The sequence below is a fragment of the Pleomorphochaeta caudata genome (assembly GCF_055395745.1).
The window spans coordinates 1,164,461-1,180,800 of sequence record NZ_AP042458.1 but is presented as its reverse complement, the minus strand read 5'-3'; the positions used below and the strand labels follow the sequence as shown (position 1 = coordinate 1,180,800).

The 16,340-nt window shown below is 27.7% G+C and carries 16 protein-coding genes; 7 read left to right on the top strand and 9 right to left on the bottom strand.

The annotated features are described in order from the left end of the window. Nucleotides 1-53: 53 nt before the first annotated feature. Nucleotides 54-1,424 carry an argininosuccinate lyase gene (gene argH / locus ACZ5RS_RS05410; protein ID WP_464638203.1) on the bottom strand — a complete coding sequence of 457 codons (1,371 nt, stop codon included), beginning with the start codon at nucleotides 1,422-1,424 and terminating at the stop codon, nucleotides 54-56. An 83-nt stretch (nucleotides 1,425-1,507) separates the two neighbouring features. Between argH and ACZ5RS_RS05405 the strand changes: the two genes are divergently transcribed. Continuing rightward, nucleotides 1,508-2,479, top strand: a complete 972-nt coding sequence (locus ACZ5RS_RS05405; RefSeq protein WP_464638202.1) for a hypothetical protein — start codon at nucleotides 1,508-1,510, stop codon at nucleotides 2,477-2,479. On the opposite strand, the gene ACZ5RS_RS05400 is transcribed toward ACZ5RS_RS05405, so the two are convergent. Then, complete coding sequence (locus ACZ5RS_RS05400) at nucleotides 2,472-3,455, bottom strand: FAD:protein FMN transferase (protein ID WP_464638200.1); 984 nt, start codon at nucleotides 3,453-3,455, stop codon at nucleotides 2,472-2,474. The two genes, ACZ5RS_RS05405 and ACZ5RS_RS05400, sit on opposite strands and share 8 nt — an antisense overlap. 74 nt (nucleotides 3,456-3,529) lie before the next feature. Further along, a complete protein-coding gene (locus ACZ5RS_RS05395; RefSeq protein WP_464638198.1) occupies nucleotides 3,530-3,952 on the bottom strand; it encodes a single-stranded DNA-binding protein in 423 nt (140 codons plus the stop codon). A gap of 144 nt (nucleotides 3,953-4,096) precedes the next feature. Between ACZ5RS_RS05395 and pyrH the strand changes: the two genes are divergently transcribed. Beyond that, nucleotides 4,097-4,786, top strand: a complete 690-nt coding sequence (pyrH, locus tag ACZ5RS_RS05390) for a UMP kinase (protein ID WP_464638197.1) — start codon at nucleotides 4,097-4,099, stop codon at nucleotides 4,784-4,786. Here pyrH and ACZ5RS_RS05385 read toward each other — a convergent pair. Both ACZ5RS_RS05385 and ACZ5RS_RS05380 read right to left on the bottom strand, forming a co-directional pair. Then, on the bottom strand, nucleotides 4,776-5,276 hold the full coding sequence (locus tag ACZ5RS_RS05385; RefSeq protein WP_464638195.1) for a GNAT family N-acetyltransferase: 501 nt from the start codon (nucleotides 5,274-5,276) through the stop codon (nucleotides 4,776-4,778). The genes pyrH and ACZ5RS_RS05385 overlap by 11 nt on opposite strands. Beyond that, complete coding sequence (locus ACZ5RS_RS05380; RefSeq protein ID WP_464638194.1) at nucleotides 5,266-6,246, bottom strand: radical SAM protein; 981 nt, start codon at nucleotides 6,244-6,246, stop codon at nucleotides 5,266-5,268. The genes ACZ5RS_RS05385 and ACZ5RS_RS05380 overlap by 11 nt, the downstream gene beginning before the upstream one ends. 157 nt (nucleotides 6,247-6,403) lie before the next feature. Between ACZ5RS_RS05380 and ACZ5RS_RS05375 the strand changes: the two genes are divergently transcribed. Next, nucleotides 6,404-7,858: a patatin-like phospholipase family protein gene (locus tag ACZ5RS_RS05375; RefSeq protein ID WP_464638192.1), complete on the top strand. Its 1,455-nt coding sequence runs from the start codon at nucleotides 6,404-6,406 to the stop codon at nucleotides 7,856-7,858. After that, on the top strand, nucleotides 7,859-8,263 hold the full coding sequence (locus ACZ5RS_RS05370) for a hypothetical protein (RefSeq protein ID WP_464638191.1): 405 nt from the start codon (nucleotides 7,859-7,861) through the stop codon (nucleotides 8,261-8,263). Here the strand turns inward: ACZ5RS_RS05370 and ACZ5RS_RS05365 are convergent. Then, entirely contained in the window at nucleotides 8,256-9,086 is an 831-nt protein-coding gene (locus ACZ5RS_RS05365) for a pyridoxamine kinase (protein ID WP_464638189.1), read from the bottom strand. The genes ACZ5RS_RS05370 and ACZ5RS_RS05365 overlap by 8 nt on opposite strands. Nucleotides 9,087-9,257: 171 nt before the next feature. Between ACZ5RS_RS05365 and ACZ5RS_RS05360 the strand changes: the two genes are divergently transcribed. Beyond that, nucleotides 9,258-11,132 (top strand): phosphoglucomutase, encoded by a 1,875-nt coding sequence (locus ACZ5RS_RS05360; RefSeq protein WP_464638188.1) that lies wholly within the window; start codon nucleotides 9,258-9,260, stop codon nucleotides 11,130-11,132. Nucleotides 11,133-11,491: 359 nt separating this feature from the next. Here the strand turns inward: ACZ5RS_RS05360 and ACZ5RS_RS05355 are convergent, their stop codons facing one another. From ACZ5RS_RS05355 to ACZ5RS_RS05345, 3 genes are all read right to left on the bottom strand, one after another. Then, entirely contained in the window at nucleotides 11,492-12,793 is a 1,302-nt protein-coding gene (locus ACZ5RS_RS05355; protein WP_464638186.1) for a hexokinase family protein, read from the bottom strand. Between the two features lie 122 nt (nucleotides 12,794-12,915). Then, nucleotides 12,916-13,524 carry a hypothetical protein gene (locus ACZ5RS_RS05350; protein ID WP_464638185.1) on the bottom strand — a complete coding sequence of 203 codons (609 nt, stop codon included), beginning with the start codon at nucleotides 13,522-13,524 and terminating at the stop codon, nucleotides 12,916-12,918. A gap of 11 nt (nucleotides 13,525-13,535) precedes the next feature. Then, complete coding sequence (locus ACZ5RS_RS05345; RefSeq protein WP_464638183.1) at nucleotides 13,536-14,183, bottom strand: hypothetical protein; 648 nt, start codon at nucleotides 14,181-14,183, stop codon at nucleotides 13,536-13,538. Between the two features lie 61 nt (nucleotides 14,184-14,244). On the opposite strand from ACZ5RS_RS05345, the gene sbcB reads away from it, so the two are divergent. Both sbcB and ACZ5RS_RS05335 read left to right on the top strand, forming a co-directional pair. Then, nucleotides 14,245-15,669: an exodeoxyribonuclease I gene (sbcB, locus tag ACZ5RS_RS05340; protein WP_464638182.1), complete on the top strand. Its 1,425-nt coding sequence runs from the start codon at nucleotides 14,245-14,247 to the stop codon at nucleotides 15,667-15,669. Nucleotides 15,670-15,689: 20 nt separating this feature from the next. Next, nucleotides 15,690-16,265, top strand: a complete 576-nt coding sequence (locus ACZ5RS_RS05335; protein ID WP_464638180.1) for a helix-turn-helix domain-containing protein — start codon at nucleotides 15,690-15,692, stop codon at nucleotides 16,263-16,265. The last annotated feature ends 75 nt before the right edge of the window (nucleotides 16,266-16,340 follow it).

Sequence of the window (16,340 nt, the reverse complement as noted above, 5' to 3'; positions counted from 1 at the left end):
AATTAATTATAATTTTTCAATTACAAATAATAATAAATTAATAATATTTATACTTAGATATTCACAACTTCAATGTTTTTATCACAAAGTTGTTTATATGCAGCTTTAAATTTTGCTAATTTATCGCTATTATCTGCAAATAAAAGCTTTAATTCAGTAAAATCTTCCTCCAAACATAAATTATTTGTAGTTCCAATACTTGTTCTATTTTTTATAGTTTCATATGGATCGTACTTTTTAACTGTATTTAAATTCATTCCGACTGTTTTATAAGTATCTCTAAAGTTTTCACCTTTTTTAACTCTTTCTAAAACTTCATCTGTAGCATATAGCTCACTAACACAAGCATTTGCTAAATTATCTTTATTTACTGCAACCTTATTTATCATTCTAGACATAATTGCAACTAAGGACCAAGTAGCTTTTGCACCAACTAATAATGGTTCTTTTGTATCTTGAAAGTCTCTATTATAACCTGAAGGCAATGATCTTATTATAGATTTAACTCTAAAGGCAGTACTACTTACAACAGCAGATCTACTTCTAGCTAATTCAAGTCCATCAGGATTTTTCTTCTGTGGCATAATTGAACTTCCTGTACACAATTCTTTTGGTAAAGAAAAATATCCAAATTCAGGAAGAGTAAATAATATTAAATCTTGAGCTAATTTACTACAAGTAAGTGCTACATAATCGCATAAATCTAATAACATTGCTTCAAACTTACCTCTAGAATTATTTGCATAAAGAACATTTTTTTGAACTTTTTCAAATCCCATTTGATTTGCAGTAAAAGCTCTATCTAAATCTAAAGGAACACCATAAGAAGCTGCTGAACCTAAAGGAGATTGGTCCAAAATAGAAATAAATGAATTTATTCTCTTTGCTTCATCTAAATATTCTTCAGCAAAAGAGGCTGCCCAAAGTCCAACAGAAGATGGCATTGCTATTTGCATATGTGTTCTTCCTTGCATTGGGATATCTTTATATTTGTCGCTAAATTCTAATAAAGCTTGAGCTAATTCAGCTGTTTCAATTGATAATTTAGTAGCAAACTCTCTCATCCAAAGTCTCAAAGCTGTTTGAACTTGGTCATTTCTACTTCTACCTGTATGTATTTTCTTACCTACATCCCCATATTGAGTGGTAATATAAGACTCTATTGCAGTATGACAATCTTCATTTTCTTTAGTAATTTGAAAATTATTTTGATTTTTTAAATCAATAATTTCTTTCAATCCTTTTTCTGCTTTTTTTAGTTCCTCATCACTTAAAATATTTATTTTATTTAAGCCTCTTGCATGAGCTATTGATGCTAATGCATCACTAATTACTAAATCTTGATCCAAGATATAATCATTTGAAACAGTAAAATCTTCCATTAAAGAATCTAAAGAATATTCTTTTTGCCACAACTTTGCCATAATAAGTCCTTCATTTTTTTTCTTTGATTTTAAAGATTTTTCTTTTTTCAAGCAATATAAAAAAAATCTTAATACTATAATATATGAAAAAAATGTTTTATTTCTTTACAATTTTTTATTTATTACTATTTTTTTTCACTGCTTGTGATACAAAAATAATAAAATCATATAATCTTTTAACATCTATTGATTCTACACCACCTAAACTAAAATATATAGAAAGTAATAGTCCATATTCAGTTGAAATTGTTTTTGATGAAATTTTATCTTCAAAGGAAAACATAAAAATATCTTTCAATAATACTGATGTAGATAATTTTATAATCAAAAACAATAAAATAACTTATTATAGAAAAGATAAATTAATTCCTGGTGAAAAGTACTTAATAAAAATAAAAGCTGAAGATTTAAATGGAAATTCGACATTTATCAACTCCTATGTTTATACAAAAAATAACAACAGAGCAAATTTATTAATAAGCGAAGTATCAACAAAAGGAACTTCTGCTAATTGCGATAAAGTAGAATTGGTTGTAACAAAGAGTGGCTCTTTAGCTGGCATTGTTGTATCTGATGGATTTAATGATAATTATAACGATAGATATATATTCCCTGATATATATGTTAATGAAGGAGAATTCATTGTAATAGCCTTTAAAGAGACTCAAGAATCTGGTGTTTTTATAAGTGAAAATAAAAACGGGTTAAGTTCTAATAATGGATGTATTTTAATATTAGAAGATCCATCTTTTAATTCACCAGTAATTGATTGCTTAATATATTCAAATAAAATTAGTCCAAATTGTGAAGGTTTTGCTAGTGAAGATGTTTTAAATACTGCAAAAACTCTAGCGAATATAGGACTTTGGGAAAATATATTTCCTTTATTTCAAGCGGCTGTTGATACTACTTTTGAAACCTCAACAAGAACTATTAATAGAAAGTTCAAAAATTTTTATTTTCTAGATACTGATAGCTGTGAAGATTTTTATACAACAGTAACTCGAGGAGATACTTTTGGATATGAAAACAATAAAGAAGAATATATTAATTAGTTATTCTTTGATATTTGTAATCAAAATTATCAGAATGAATCAATGAATTATCTTTTAATAAGAAAAACCCACTATATCCATCAAAATGTTTTAATAATTCTAAGGCTCTATCACTCCCCAATAAAAAACAAGTTGTAGATAAACAATCACAGATTAAAGATTGTTTGCCTATTATTGTTGAACTTATTATATCACTATCACTTGGATAAAGAGTATCAGGATCTAAAATATGATGATATTTTACACCATCTTGATAAAAATATCTTTCATAGGTACCAGAAGTAACTATAGATACATCACCTACATCTAATGCTGCAAATATTTCTTCTTTATTATTAGGATCTTGAAGCCCAATAGTCCAAAGACTATCATCAGATTTTTGGCCAATGACATCCACATTTCCGCCTAGATTAATAATACTTTTATTAATATTTTCACTTTTTAAATATTCAACAAGTTTATCAGCAGCATAACCTTTACCTAATGCTCCAAAATCTATTTGCATATTTTGTGGTATTTCTACTGTTAAAGTATCTTCATCTAATTTAATTTGAGTATAATCAACATTTACACTATCTAATTCTGCCTTTGATGGAATTCTTGGATTATCTCCACCAATATCCCATAAACTTACAACAGAACCCATTGCAACATCAAATTTACCATCACTTAATTGAGCTAAAGAAATTGCTAACTTAAATAAATCAAATACTTCTTGATTAACTTGAACAGTTTTATCTCTATTTAAAATACTAATATAACTTTCTTCATTTGTACGACTTATTTCTTTTTCAACATTTTGTAATATAGAAAAACAATTGGAAAATACTGAATCATCAACACTTTCTTCTAATTTAATAGAACATACAGTACCTAAAGCTATTTGAGTCTGGGTTTGAAATTTTTCTTCTTGTTTACAAGATACAAAAAGAATCAAAACTACTAAGAAAACAATTATATTAAATTTTTTAAACATAAAAATATGTTCATCAATTTAATTAAAATTGTCAATAATAATGCACCAATATTAATTGATGCATAAAATCTAGATTAAAAAGCAGGAACAATGTTAATTCCAAGAGATGTTTCTATTTCTCCTTTTTTATCTTTTGAAGTTTCTCCATCTGTTTGAAATTCTTTACTATTAAATTCTACAGACTCAGCCTTAATAATTACTTTTGCCTTTTTGCTACCGTCCTTGTTTTCCCACCTATTTTGTCTCAATTGTCCTCTTACCCTAATTTTGCATCCTTTTTTTAAATATTGATTGCAAGCTCTAGCTGCATTATTCCAAACCTCAACATCAAAGAAGCCTACTTCTTTTACATAAGATTCATCTTTTGCTTTGTATGATGAATTAACAGCTATAGATAACGTACTAACACAACTATTATTTTTTAGATCTCTAACATTTGGATCTTTCGTTAATCGACCTTCAATAATTATAGTATTTAGATCATCAAACATACTCATAAAAACCTCCATTTAGTAAAAAAACTTTTTTTATTGTCACATTTTATTATTTCTATCAAGTTTTTTATCATTTTGCCCTTTAATTTTTTATGATTGTTGTTTATAAAATTAAAGGATGATTAAATAATAATAAGGAGATATTTAATGAGTAATTTAGCTGTATTATCTTTAGGTGGATCAATTATTGCACCAGATAAAGTAGATATTGATTTTTTAAGCAAATTCAACAAAGCAATTCGTGAATATTTAAAAGAAAATAAAGAGAATAAATTGATTTTAGTTTGTGGTGGTGGAGCCCCAGCTAGAGTATATCAAAATGCATATAGAGAAATTGTAAATGATACAAACAATGATATTCAGGATTGGATTGGAATAAAAGCAACTCATTTAAATGCTCAATTAGTATATTCAATTTTCAGCGATTTATGTTCAGATGAAGTTATTACAAACCCAAATGCTGATATTAAATTCACTAATCAAGTACTTGTAGCAGCAGGCTGGAAACCAGGCTTCTCTACAGATACTGATGCAGTATTTTTATCAAAAAGATTTGGTGGAAAATTAATAGTTAATCTTTCTAATATTGCAAAAGTTTATACAGCAGACCCAAAATTAGATAAAAATGCAAAACCAATTGATTCTATTAATTGGGAAGACTTTAGGAAAATGGTAGGAAATGAATGGGTTCCCGGTAAAAACTGTCCTTTCGACCCAATTGCTAGTAAAGGCGCACAAGAAGATAGTATGAAAGTTATCTGTGCTGATGGAAGAAACATAGAAAACACCCTTAATATTTTAAGAGGAACTGAATTCTATGGAACTACTATTGGTTAATTAATACAAGCTCATAAGTTTTTGCTAAAGTATTATCAATATAACCACAATCAGTCTCACCGACTGCAACAAAACCTAAGCTTTCAATAAGAGCTTGCATATGAAGATTTTTTATATGGGTGTCAATTCTAACATTGGCACCTATTTTTTTAGCTTTATCTATAGCCATATTTAAAAAATATCTACCTAATCCAGATCTTCTAGAGGCAACTCTATGTACTGAAATATATGGGCCTTTTGTCCAAAAATCATATTCTTCATAAAGTTCATCTTTTTTTTCTTGAATTGCAGCCATTGCTACTAATTCATCTTTATCAAAAGCAACATACAATTGATGATTTAAAACATCATCTCTTAAAATTTCTGCAGTGGGATAACCATTTAACCATTGTGGGTTATTTCTTGAAACCATCAATTTACAAGCAAAACTAGCTAATTCCATACATTTATCAATATCATCAAAACTCGCTTCTCTAATCTCATAATCCATAATTTTCTCTCTTTCTCTTTAAATCTAAATAATAATCTAAAGTATCGCAAAAATCATCAGGGAATGGTTTATCTAATTTAAAATTAGGGATCCAATCTATATTATCACCTAACTCTTGAACAAATCCATTTTCTATATCTTTTATATCTAAATAATCTAATAATAAATCATAATCGCCGCTGCTGATTTTTTCAAAAGTTTTAACATTTTTTGGGTCAATAAACTGAACCATTAAAGATAAAAAGCATTTATCCTTTAAATATTTTGCAAAATAATCTAAAACTTCTAAACTAGCTTTTATTGAATCAGGAAAAACTAAATGTCTAACTAATAAACCTTTTGGGGTTGTTAAATCATCTATAAATTCAAATTTAGGATGCTTTTCAACTAAGAAATCAAAAACCTTAGTTATAACATCAACATACTTTTCTCTACCACAAAATTTCTTTGCAACTTCTTTATCTAATGTTTTTAAATCTATTAAATATAAATCAATATAATCATCAATTAATTTTAAAGCTTCAACATCTTCATATCCACTTGTATTATAAACAATAGGTAATTTCATTCCTTTTAATCTAGCCTTTTGTATTGCAATAACTATGGAAGGAATATAATGAGTTGGAGTTACTAAATTGATATTATTCGCTCCATTTTTCTCTAATTCCAACATAAGAGTTGATAATTCATCAATTGAGATACTTATACCTACATTACCATCTCTAGTTTTTTTCCCACCACTGATTTGATAATTTTGACAATATTTGCAATGCAAAGGACAACCTGAGAAGAAAATCATACCAGAACCTTTTTTCCCTGTAACAGGAGGTTCTTCTCCTCTATGTAACCCACTAAAAGCAACTCTTACAACATCACTTTCATTACAAATACCTAATTCATTACTAGTTCTATCAACTCCACAATGATTTGGGCATAAATTACAATTTTTATATTCATCTAATAAATTCAATTTTATTTCCTTTTTTATAATCTTAAAATAGTTATTTATATTATATTTTAAAAGGTGTAATCCTATTATAAAACATATTTTAATAAATTTTGTATATTAGTAACGGATTTATTTATTTATTTGTTTTATATATAATATACACAAAACAGGAGATAAGATGCTAATACCTAGCAAAAAGAAAAAAACAGAACCAATTGAAGAAAGATATATATTAAGCATTGATGGTGGAGGAATGAGAGGGATTGTTCCAGCTGTTGTAATATCGAAATTAAATGAGAAATTAAAAGAGTTTGAAACAGAAAAACCTTTTTACTCTTTTTTTGATTTAATAACAGGTACTTCAACTGGAGGCTTAATTGCTTTAGGATTATCCACCTCTCCATTAATTTCAAACTTAAAGAAAGAAGAAGGGGAAGATTTTTTACAAACCTATGAAACCCCAACTTTATCTTTTCTTGAAAAATTAAAAGGTATAAAACCTCAAAACCCAAAATCTCCAAAATTAATTACTAAAGGAACAGATTGTTCCTCTTTAAAAGATTTTTATGTAAATGATGGTAAATCTATATTTCATTCAGAATCTAGAATTTTTGGAACTTTACTAAAAGATAAATATGATGCAAAGCATATAGAAAACTTTTTATATAAAACATTTCAAAATGCAAAAATGAAGCAATGTCTTGTTCCAACAATGGTTGTCTCCTATGATGCTGCAGAAGGGATTCCTTTTAACTTTAAAAGCTGGGAAAATTCTGACTTTTATGTTAGAGAAGCTGCTAGAGCAACTAGTGCTGCCCCTACATATTTCCCCCCTTCTATTCTTTATGATAAAGAGGCAAAAAAGAAAAGATATTTAATTGATGGTGGAATTATCGCTAATAATCCTGTTCTTTTAGCTTATAGCGCAGCTAGAAAGCTTTATCCAAATTGTAAAAAATTCCACATACTTTCCCTTTCAACCGCAAGCAATGATTATTCAATGCAAGATATTGATATTAGTGGAGGATTAATGGGCTGGATAGATCCATCAAAAGGTGCCCCTATACAAAAAATTGCTTCCACAAGCCAAATGCAATTAGCAGCTTTAGTTGCACAAAATATAAAAGACGTTGAATTTACTAGAATTCATTACAATTTAAAAGGAGATTCTTTTAAATTAGATGATACTTCTACTTATGCAATCAATACATTAATAGATAGCGCTGAACAGTTATATAGAAAAGAAGAGAAAAAATTAACTGAATTTATTAAAAATATGATTAAAAGAGAAGATTTCTCTCATATTTTAGACATCGATAAACTAAAAACAGAGCCACAAAGTGAAACAGAAGTTTTTCAATTAGAAAATCAATTAGATCAAAGTATTACGCCCCTTGATCAACTTGCTAATAGCAAAACAGAAACAACATTAATTGAAAATACCAATGCGAAATCACATTTCTTTAGCAAAAAGAAAAAAACAGAACTACCTCAAGAAAATATTAATACAAAAGAATTAGAAAAAGTATTTGAAAGTGATAATGAAGAACTTCAAAGACAAAAAAGTTCTAACAATGAAAAATACCAAGAAATATTAGACAAATATGGATTCAGCGAAAAGGATTTAGAATAGATGCATCCCAAACAAATTGAATTAGAATCTAGATTGCATAAAATTTGTATGGAACTAGACAATTATTTAGAAGATGAATTTGGCACCATGTTTCCTCTCCATCCGAAAAGAGAGAAGAGAGGAAAGACTTCTAGTGCAAATTATGATGGTCTTTTTTCAACAGGGGTTCAATTTACAACTGGTTATGGAAGTCAATTTGGTAGAGGGTATTTATTAGATATTGATATTAGAACATTAAGCTGGGTTACAAAAGCAGATAAAACAAAAATTGAAGAGGCAGCTATCCAAAAATTAAAAACTCTTCTAGAGCTTCATATGCCTGAAAGAAAATTAGAAATCAAAAGAGATCAAAATTTAATAAAAATTGTTGGAGATTTTTCTTTAGGTATCAGTGAAATTAATTAAAAGTTTCTAAATAAGGGATTATTGAAGCAACTGAAATTCCATGCCTTTTTTTATAGCCATAATTCTTTGTATTAACTAAAGCTTTGGAGCAAATAGTAGAACAAATATCACAAATTTTCTCAAATTCATAACCTTTCAATAATAAACCAGTTAAAACACTCGCGAATAAATCACCTGTTCCAGGATAAGATATATCAATCTTTTTATTATAATGATAATAAATATTTCCATTATTAATAGAAACAGTTGCCACTGTATCTGAATTCTCTTGTAATACACTAGTAATAACTACTTTATTTGGTCCCATAGAGACTAACCTATGTAAAAAATTTTCAATTTCTTCATCACTATAGTTTTCTTTAGGGCTTTCACCCAATAATAAAGCAGCTTCAGTAGCATTAGGACAAATAACATCAGCTAAAGATATTAAATATTTCATTCTTTCAATCAATTCTTTAGTAATTGGAGAATAAGTTTCTAAATTATCACCTAAAACTGGATCAATTATTATTAAAGGTTTACTTTCTTTTTGAGAATTAATTACCCTTTCTACAATATTAACTTGTTCTGCATTAGCTAGAAAGCCACTATATATACAATCACATTTAATATTTTCTCTATCCCAAACATCTAAAACATTTTTTATTTCATAGGTTAAATCTTTTATATAATAATCATTAAATCCATCTGATTGAGAAGATAACAAAGCAGTTGGTAAAGGTAAAACTTCTACCATTAAGCTCTCTAAAGCTGGAATAACAACACTTAAAGAACTCTTTGCGTAACAACATAAATCATGAATTGCAATACAGTTTTTAATCATACAAAAAGATTATCAAAGACTCGTTTTAGCGACAAGTAAAATATGTAAAATTTATACAAAAAAGCAATATTCTTTTCATATTTACTATATACTATTGTGTCCCTTGTATTTTTGATATATTTTTCAAATAGATTAATTAAACAATTTTTATAATCTATATTAGGAGTTTTTATGATATTTAAAGACAAAAAAAGTAATTTATTTATTGCTGATTCTTCTATTAATCCTTTAAGTTATCCAGTTTTAGATTCAAAAGAATTAAAAGAAAAATTATCAAAATTTATCCTTTCTGCCTCTGGCTGGAGAAAAGTTTTTGCAATTAGCAATGATGAAGAAGATAACACTGAAGAAATAAGTGTTGCAGATAAATACTTTTGTGCATTAATAGCACTTTCTTTAGCAAAATACTTAAATTGTGTAAGTGATAAAGAAATTAACACCAATAAACTAAACAAAAAAACTAGCACAAAGAAAATAGTAGTAGCAATGGATGCAAGACCTACTGGAGTACAAATTCTTGATGTTATAAGTAGAGTTTTTTTAGCCCTAGATATAGAAGTTGTTAATCTTTTTATTGCTGCAGCTCCAGAGATTATGGCATTATCCTCACAAGATAAGTCAATTGATGCGTTTTTATATGTTTCAGCTTCTCATAATCCAATTGGACATAATGGTATAAAATTTGGAACAAATGGAGGTGTTTTTAATAAAAGTCAATCTCAAGAACTAACCCAAATCTTTACATCTCTTGTGGAAAATCAACAAGCTTTAATATTTGTTAAAAACTTAGTCAGTAATCTAGAAAAAGAAAAATTAGAAGCTAATTTAAAACAAATCTCACAAAACAAAATAAAAAGTTTAGAAAATTATAGAGAATTTGCTCTAATTACTGCTAGCAAAAATGAAAATATTGAAAACTATTTAAATTCTCTAAAACAGAAAACTGATAATAAAATTGGTATTGTTGCAGAATTAAATGGTAGTGCTAGAACTCTAAGTATAGATAAAGAATTCTTTAAAGAACTAAATATAAAAGTACACGCAGTAAATGATAAACCTAGAGAAGTTGTTCATCCAATTGTTCCAGAGGGTGAAAATCTTGAAATGTGCAGATCTATTTTAGAAGAAAAACATAAAGAAGATAGTGCTTTTGTAGTAGGATATGTTCCTGATAATGATGGGGATAGAGGAAACTTAGTTTATATTAAAGATAGCACTAATACAGCTGAAATCTTACAAGCACAAGAAGTTTTTGCTCTCGTAGTTATGGCAGAATTAAGTGCAATGAGAGTTTCATATCCAACAGAAAAAATGGCAATTAGTGTAAATGGTCCAACATCAATGCGCATTGATGATATAGCTAAAGCCTTAAATGTTGAAGTTTTTAGAGCTGAAGTTGGGGAAGCAAATGTAGTTCAAAAAGCTCAAATGCTACGTGATGAAGGCTATATTGTTAGAATATTTGGAGAAGGTTCTAATGGAGGAAACATTACCCACCCTGCTAAAGTAAGAGATCCATTAAACACTTTATTAAGTTTAATAAACTTATTATCCAATAAAGAAATATTTGATTACTATAGAAATAAAATCAATTACAAAAATGATACACTTTCAATTGAAAACTTTATCAATAGTCTACCAAAATACACAACTCTTGATGCTTTTTCTACAGATGCAAAATTGCAAATTAATAACGATCATGGAATATTAAAAGACAATTATGAAATGGAATTTTTAAATTACTATAATGAAAATAAAGATTTCTTAAAAAATAAATTTAATATAGAAAGTTATGAAGTGTACCAAATGGAAGGTGCTAATTGTATAAAAGGCCTAGGAAATGAGTTTAGAACTCCTCCTTATAAAGGTGGATACAAAATCATATTTAAGGATAAAGATAATGATAATATTGCTTTTATTTGGATGAGAGGCTCAGGAACTGAAGCTGTATTTAGAATATTAGTTGATGTAAAAGGTGATAACCTTGAATTATTTAATTATCTATTAAATTTACATACTCAACTGCTAAAAAAAGCAGATAAATAACATAGATAATTCCTATTAATAGAAATATTGATAGGAATTTTTTTTATTCCTTGTTTTATAAAAATTAATTAATTATTCCTAACTCGGTATATAATTTTGTAATTTTAATTTTAACTTAATATATTTATAGTATATTTATGTATAGTAATTATAAATGAAAAAAATAGGATTTTTAGGGGTTTTACTCAGTTTAAATACGTTTAAAGCCAATAAGGCTAAATTCTATCAAAATATGGCTTCAAATGACGAATTCCATCTTTTTAACTAAAATAATCTGTATTAATAGTAACAATGCATAAAAAAAATACTTGATACATATTTGTACCAAGTATTAACTATATTTTCTTAAATAATAATTACTAATTTAATCCTAAAGCAGCAATTGCAGCTCCAATAACTGGAGAATTATCTATCCTAACAAAATTCACATAGCGATTATGTTTTTCTTGTAGGAACTGCTGTAAATAATATTTTGTATATTGTTCTAGATATTCTGTTTTATAGAAAGTAGTACCATCTGCATTAATACATACAGGATGTAGTGGATTTTTACCATATTCTGTTTTTAATACAGCTGAAGCAAGATTTGCAGCCGTCATTTTACTTGCTCTCTTAATTATAGCTTCAAGAAGATACCATAGGTTTTCAGCATCTCTTTCATTATTTGCAACACATTGAACTAGTTTATAATCGGTATTAAAAGGCATTTCCAAATAATGGCTCATTTCTGTGGTATTAACATCTCCAACTTCTTCAAATTTCTTTTTAAAATCTTGAGATAATACATTTTCTTCAATTGCTTTATGCAAAACTAAAGAACTCATTGGACCTAAATAAGCTCCACTTATTTTCTTCTCAAAATGATAGGTACTTGGATCTTTTGTTGTAGATAAGAATAATTCATCAATTTTAGCATTTGAGTAACCATAACTTCCAGATTCAACATTAATTACCATATGATCTAAATTTGTTTGACTCAAAGTCTTAATATTTGATGTATCTTCTAAATAAGCAGTATTAGTACCAGTACCTAAAATAAAACCAACATAACCATCATAATTTGTATTACCTTGAGCTCTACCAGCTAAAAGAGTTGTTACAGTATCATTTACAACTGCAATTTTTTTATTATCAACAAAATAACCTCTAGCTTTTAATTCTGCTAATAATGAAACACCTACTTTTTTTCCAATAACTTCAGGAGCTTTAATCTCTTTAGAAAAGACTAAAGGAATTCCATCATTATCTTCTGTAATTTGAGCTGCATAACTAAAGCAGAAACCAATTCTGTCACTTTTATCAATTATATGTTCAACTTGATTTGCAAAAACAGTAAAAAATTCTTTTGCACTAACCTCTTTATCTATACCAGGCATTGAAACTTTTTTGAAATCGGAAATTACAGGTTTTAAATCATCATCAAAAGTAACTAAACAAGTTCTTAAATTAGTTCCACCAGCATCAATTACTATAACAGTTTGACCTGGAACAATTGGAGAACCTTCTCCAATATAGGTTGGAATCATTGGCAAAGAACTCGATTGAGCTTTTTCTAAACCTTTATTCATTTCACTTAGGAAACTATCTACCATGTTATCTATTGAAATAGACTCTGCATCAAGTCCCCATTTAATTAAAAAATCTTTTACTTCTGTATTCAATTAAACGCCTCCAAGGGATTTACTATATATATTATTCAATCATAAATTATAATTATTTTTTTTTCTACTATTTTTATATATATAAATTAAATACCTACAAAATTTAATATAAAAGCAATTTATCAATATTGAAAGACATCTATTTCTTCACCATTAATACTCATTTGCATGGGATTAACTGCTAAAGTACCATCCATTTCTTCTAAAACAAATACGCCCTTAACATTTAAAGGAGAAGAAAATAAACTTCCAGAAATAGTAAGGTCAGTAACAACCCCGACTCTTGGATAAATTCCATCTACTAAATTAGAAACTACTTGATTTATTGATTCATAATCTTTATAAGCTAAAGCAACAGCACCTAAAACAACAGCATCAGAAGCTTTCCAATCATTATTGATTAAAGAATCTCTAACATATATTGCTAAAGGTTCTTTTAATGAATCAATTATATTATTTGAATTTATATTTTTTTGGGGGAAGTATTGCAGTAAGGTTGCCATGTCACAATTTTCAAAAACAATAGCATCTGATATTCCACTATTTTTAGGTATTCTTACTTTCAAATTTGGAATTTGTGGCTGACTTTCAGAAATAAAGTAATCACAAGAGACAAAAACCACATCTTTTACACATGTTAAAGCATAATTAATTTCTTGTTCACTTAAAGAAGTTGCAAACAATGAATTAATAAATATAAGTAGCAAAATTAAGTGCACTAAGCGCTTCATAGTGTAATCCTCTAAACATCATTTTTCATTGTTAACAGTAAAGGAGCTTTCTCAAAAAAAGATAAATCATAGTCCTTATCATTAATACTGAGTCTAATCGGATTAATAATTGGGACACCATACTCATCAGAAGATACAATAATAACACCTTTAATTAAGAGACTTTCACTAAAAAGGCTCCCTGAAACATTAAAGCTAAAACTTATTCCAACATTTGGGAATTGTCCTGAAGTTGCATTAGTTATAAGACTTTGAAAAGTCATACCATCTGGAAAAACAACAACAGCGGCTCCAGTCACAACAGCTTCTCCTTCTTTCCAATCATTAATCAATAGTCTATCTTTGACTATTGGATTGATAGAAGGAATAAGAGATGCAAAATACCCATCAGAAGAATCTTCATTCAAAAAATATGGCATATAAGTCGATAAATCCGCATTACTTAATAAAATAGCTTCAGGTAAAGAATTTTTTGAAGATATTTTAATTGCAATCGAATCAAAATCTACCCTTTTTAAAGAAATAAAATTAGATGCTGCAATATAACCTAAATCAGTTATAGCAACAAAAGCATTTGATACTTCCTTATCACTAACACTAGAGGCAAACAAAGAACTGCACAACAAACTAATCAGCAAGATTAATAAAATCCTTTTCATTTATACCTCTCCATTCACAAATAAGCTTTTTCACAAATTGAAAATATGGTAATATTATATCATGAATGTAAAAAAAGAAAAACCATCAATACTTTGGTATGATTTAGAAACATTTGGTTTGAACTCTCATTATGATAGAATAGCTCAATTTGCAGCAATAAGAACTGATTTAGAGTTAAATCAGATAGGAAAAGAAATAATATTATATTGTAAATTAACACAAGATTACCTACCAGATCCTTTATCTTGTTTAGTAACATCAATTACACCTCAAGAAGTAAATAAAAAAGGATTAAATGAAGTTGAATTTATAAAACAAATAAGAAAAGAATTTTTAACACCTAATACAGTTGTTACAGGATATAACTCAATTAATTTTGATGATGAATTCATTAGAAATGCTTTATATAGAAATTTATATGATCCATATGAAAGAGAATATAAAAATGGATGCTCAAGATGGGATATAATAAATTTAGTGAGAGCTGCTTATGATTTAAGACCAGATAATATGAATTGGCCAGCTAGAAAAGAAAATGGGAACCCAACTTTTAAATTAACAGATATTACTGAAGCTAATAATATTGAACAAACTGGAGCACATGATGCTTTAGTTGATGTTAGAGCAACAATTGAAGTTGCAAGACTTATTAAAACTCATCAACCCAAATTATATGATTGGAGTTTTAAACATAGAAAAAAACAATTAGTTAAAAATGTAGTTAAAGCACCATTTGGAGAACCAATATTACATACTCATCCTTCATATACTTCAAAAAATGGCTGTACATCAATTGTTATGCCAATAACTTATGATGTTAATAATCCTAATAATGTAATATGTTTTAATTTAAAAGAAGATATAACTCCATTAATTGAAGCTGATGAAGAAAACATTCTATTTACTCATGGTATTGTGAACATAGCTTATAATAAATGTCCTTTTGTAAGTCCTCTTGTTATACTAAATAAGCAACTAGAGAAAAAATTAGATATTGATAGACAAGAAACGCTTTCAAGAGCTAACACATTAAAAGAACATCCTGAAATAATATTAAAAATTAGAAAAGCTTTACTTAATTCAGATATAAAAAGTATTGATGATTCTGATTTCCAACTTTATGAAGGATTCTTTAAAGATGAAGATAGTAAAAGATTCCAACTTATACATGATGCAGGGGAAAAAGAAAAACTAAAACTTGCAAAAGCTATAGATTTTGATGACAAAAGAGCAAAAGAATTAGTTTATAGACATATTTTAAGAAACTATTTAGAATATCAAACTGAGGAAGAAAAAGAAAAATGGAAATCTTTCTGTTCCCATAGAATTGTAAGCCCTCCTGGAAATATAATGATTAATTTAGACTTCTATAATAGAAAAATAAAAGAAAAATTAGAGTCTGATACTACAAGTGAAAAAGAAAAATCAATACTTATTGAATTGCAAGACTATGGACAAGAATTAATTAATATATTATTTAATTAGTAGTACAAAGAGGAATTAATATGGAAACACCTCCACCAATTGGAAAGAACATACAAAAATTTAGACAATCAAAACACCTAACACTTAATATACTAAGTGAAAGAAGTGGTGTTTCAAAAGCTATGCTCAGTCAAATTGAAAGTGATAAAGTAAATCCTACTATTGCTACTGTATGGAAAATCGCTAGAGGCTTGAACATTGATATTCAAGATATATTAGATATTAACCCTCAACCAAAAAGAGATTTTATAAAAAACCCAACTTCTGGATCAGGACACGTTATCGAAACCACAGAAAATGGTGTTACTATAAGAATTTTATCACCACTTACAATGGTTGAAGATTTAGAAATGTACTTAATTAATTTTGAACCTCATACAAAACTTCCTAGTGAACCACATTTTGCTGGCACACAAGAATTCTTAACTGTAATTAAAGGCTCAGTTAAAGTTAAAGCAGGTGAAAATGAATGCACAATGAAAAAAGGTGATTTTTTAATGTATCACTGTGATATTGAGCATACCATTAGCTGTAATACAAACGCTCCTGCTACAGTTCATTTAGTAGTCAGATACACCCCTGATAAACACAGATAGCGACTTAAATTAACATTATAAATTCATACAAAATTGTATGATATTTCATCATGCAAATAAGTCTATTCAAAATAT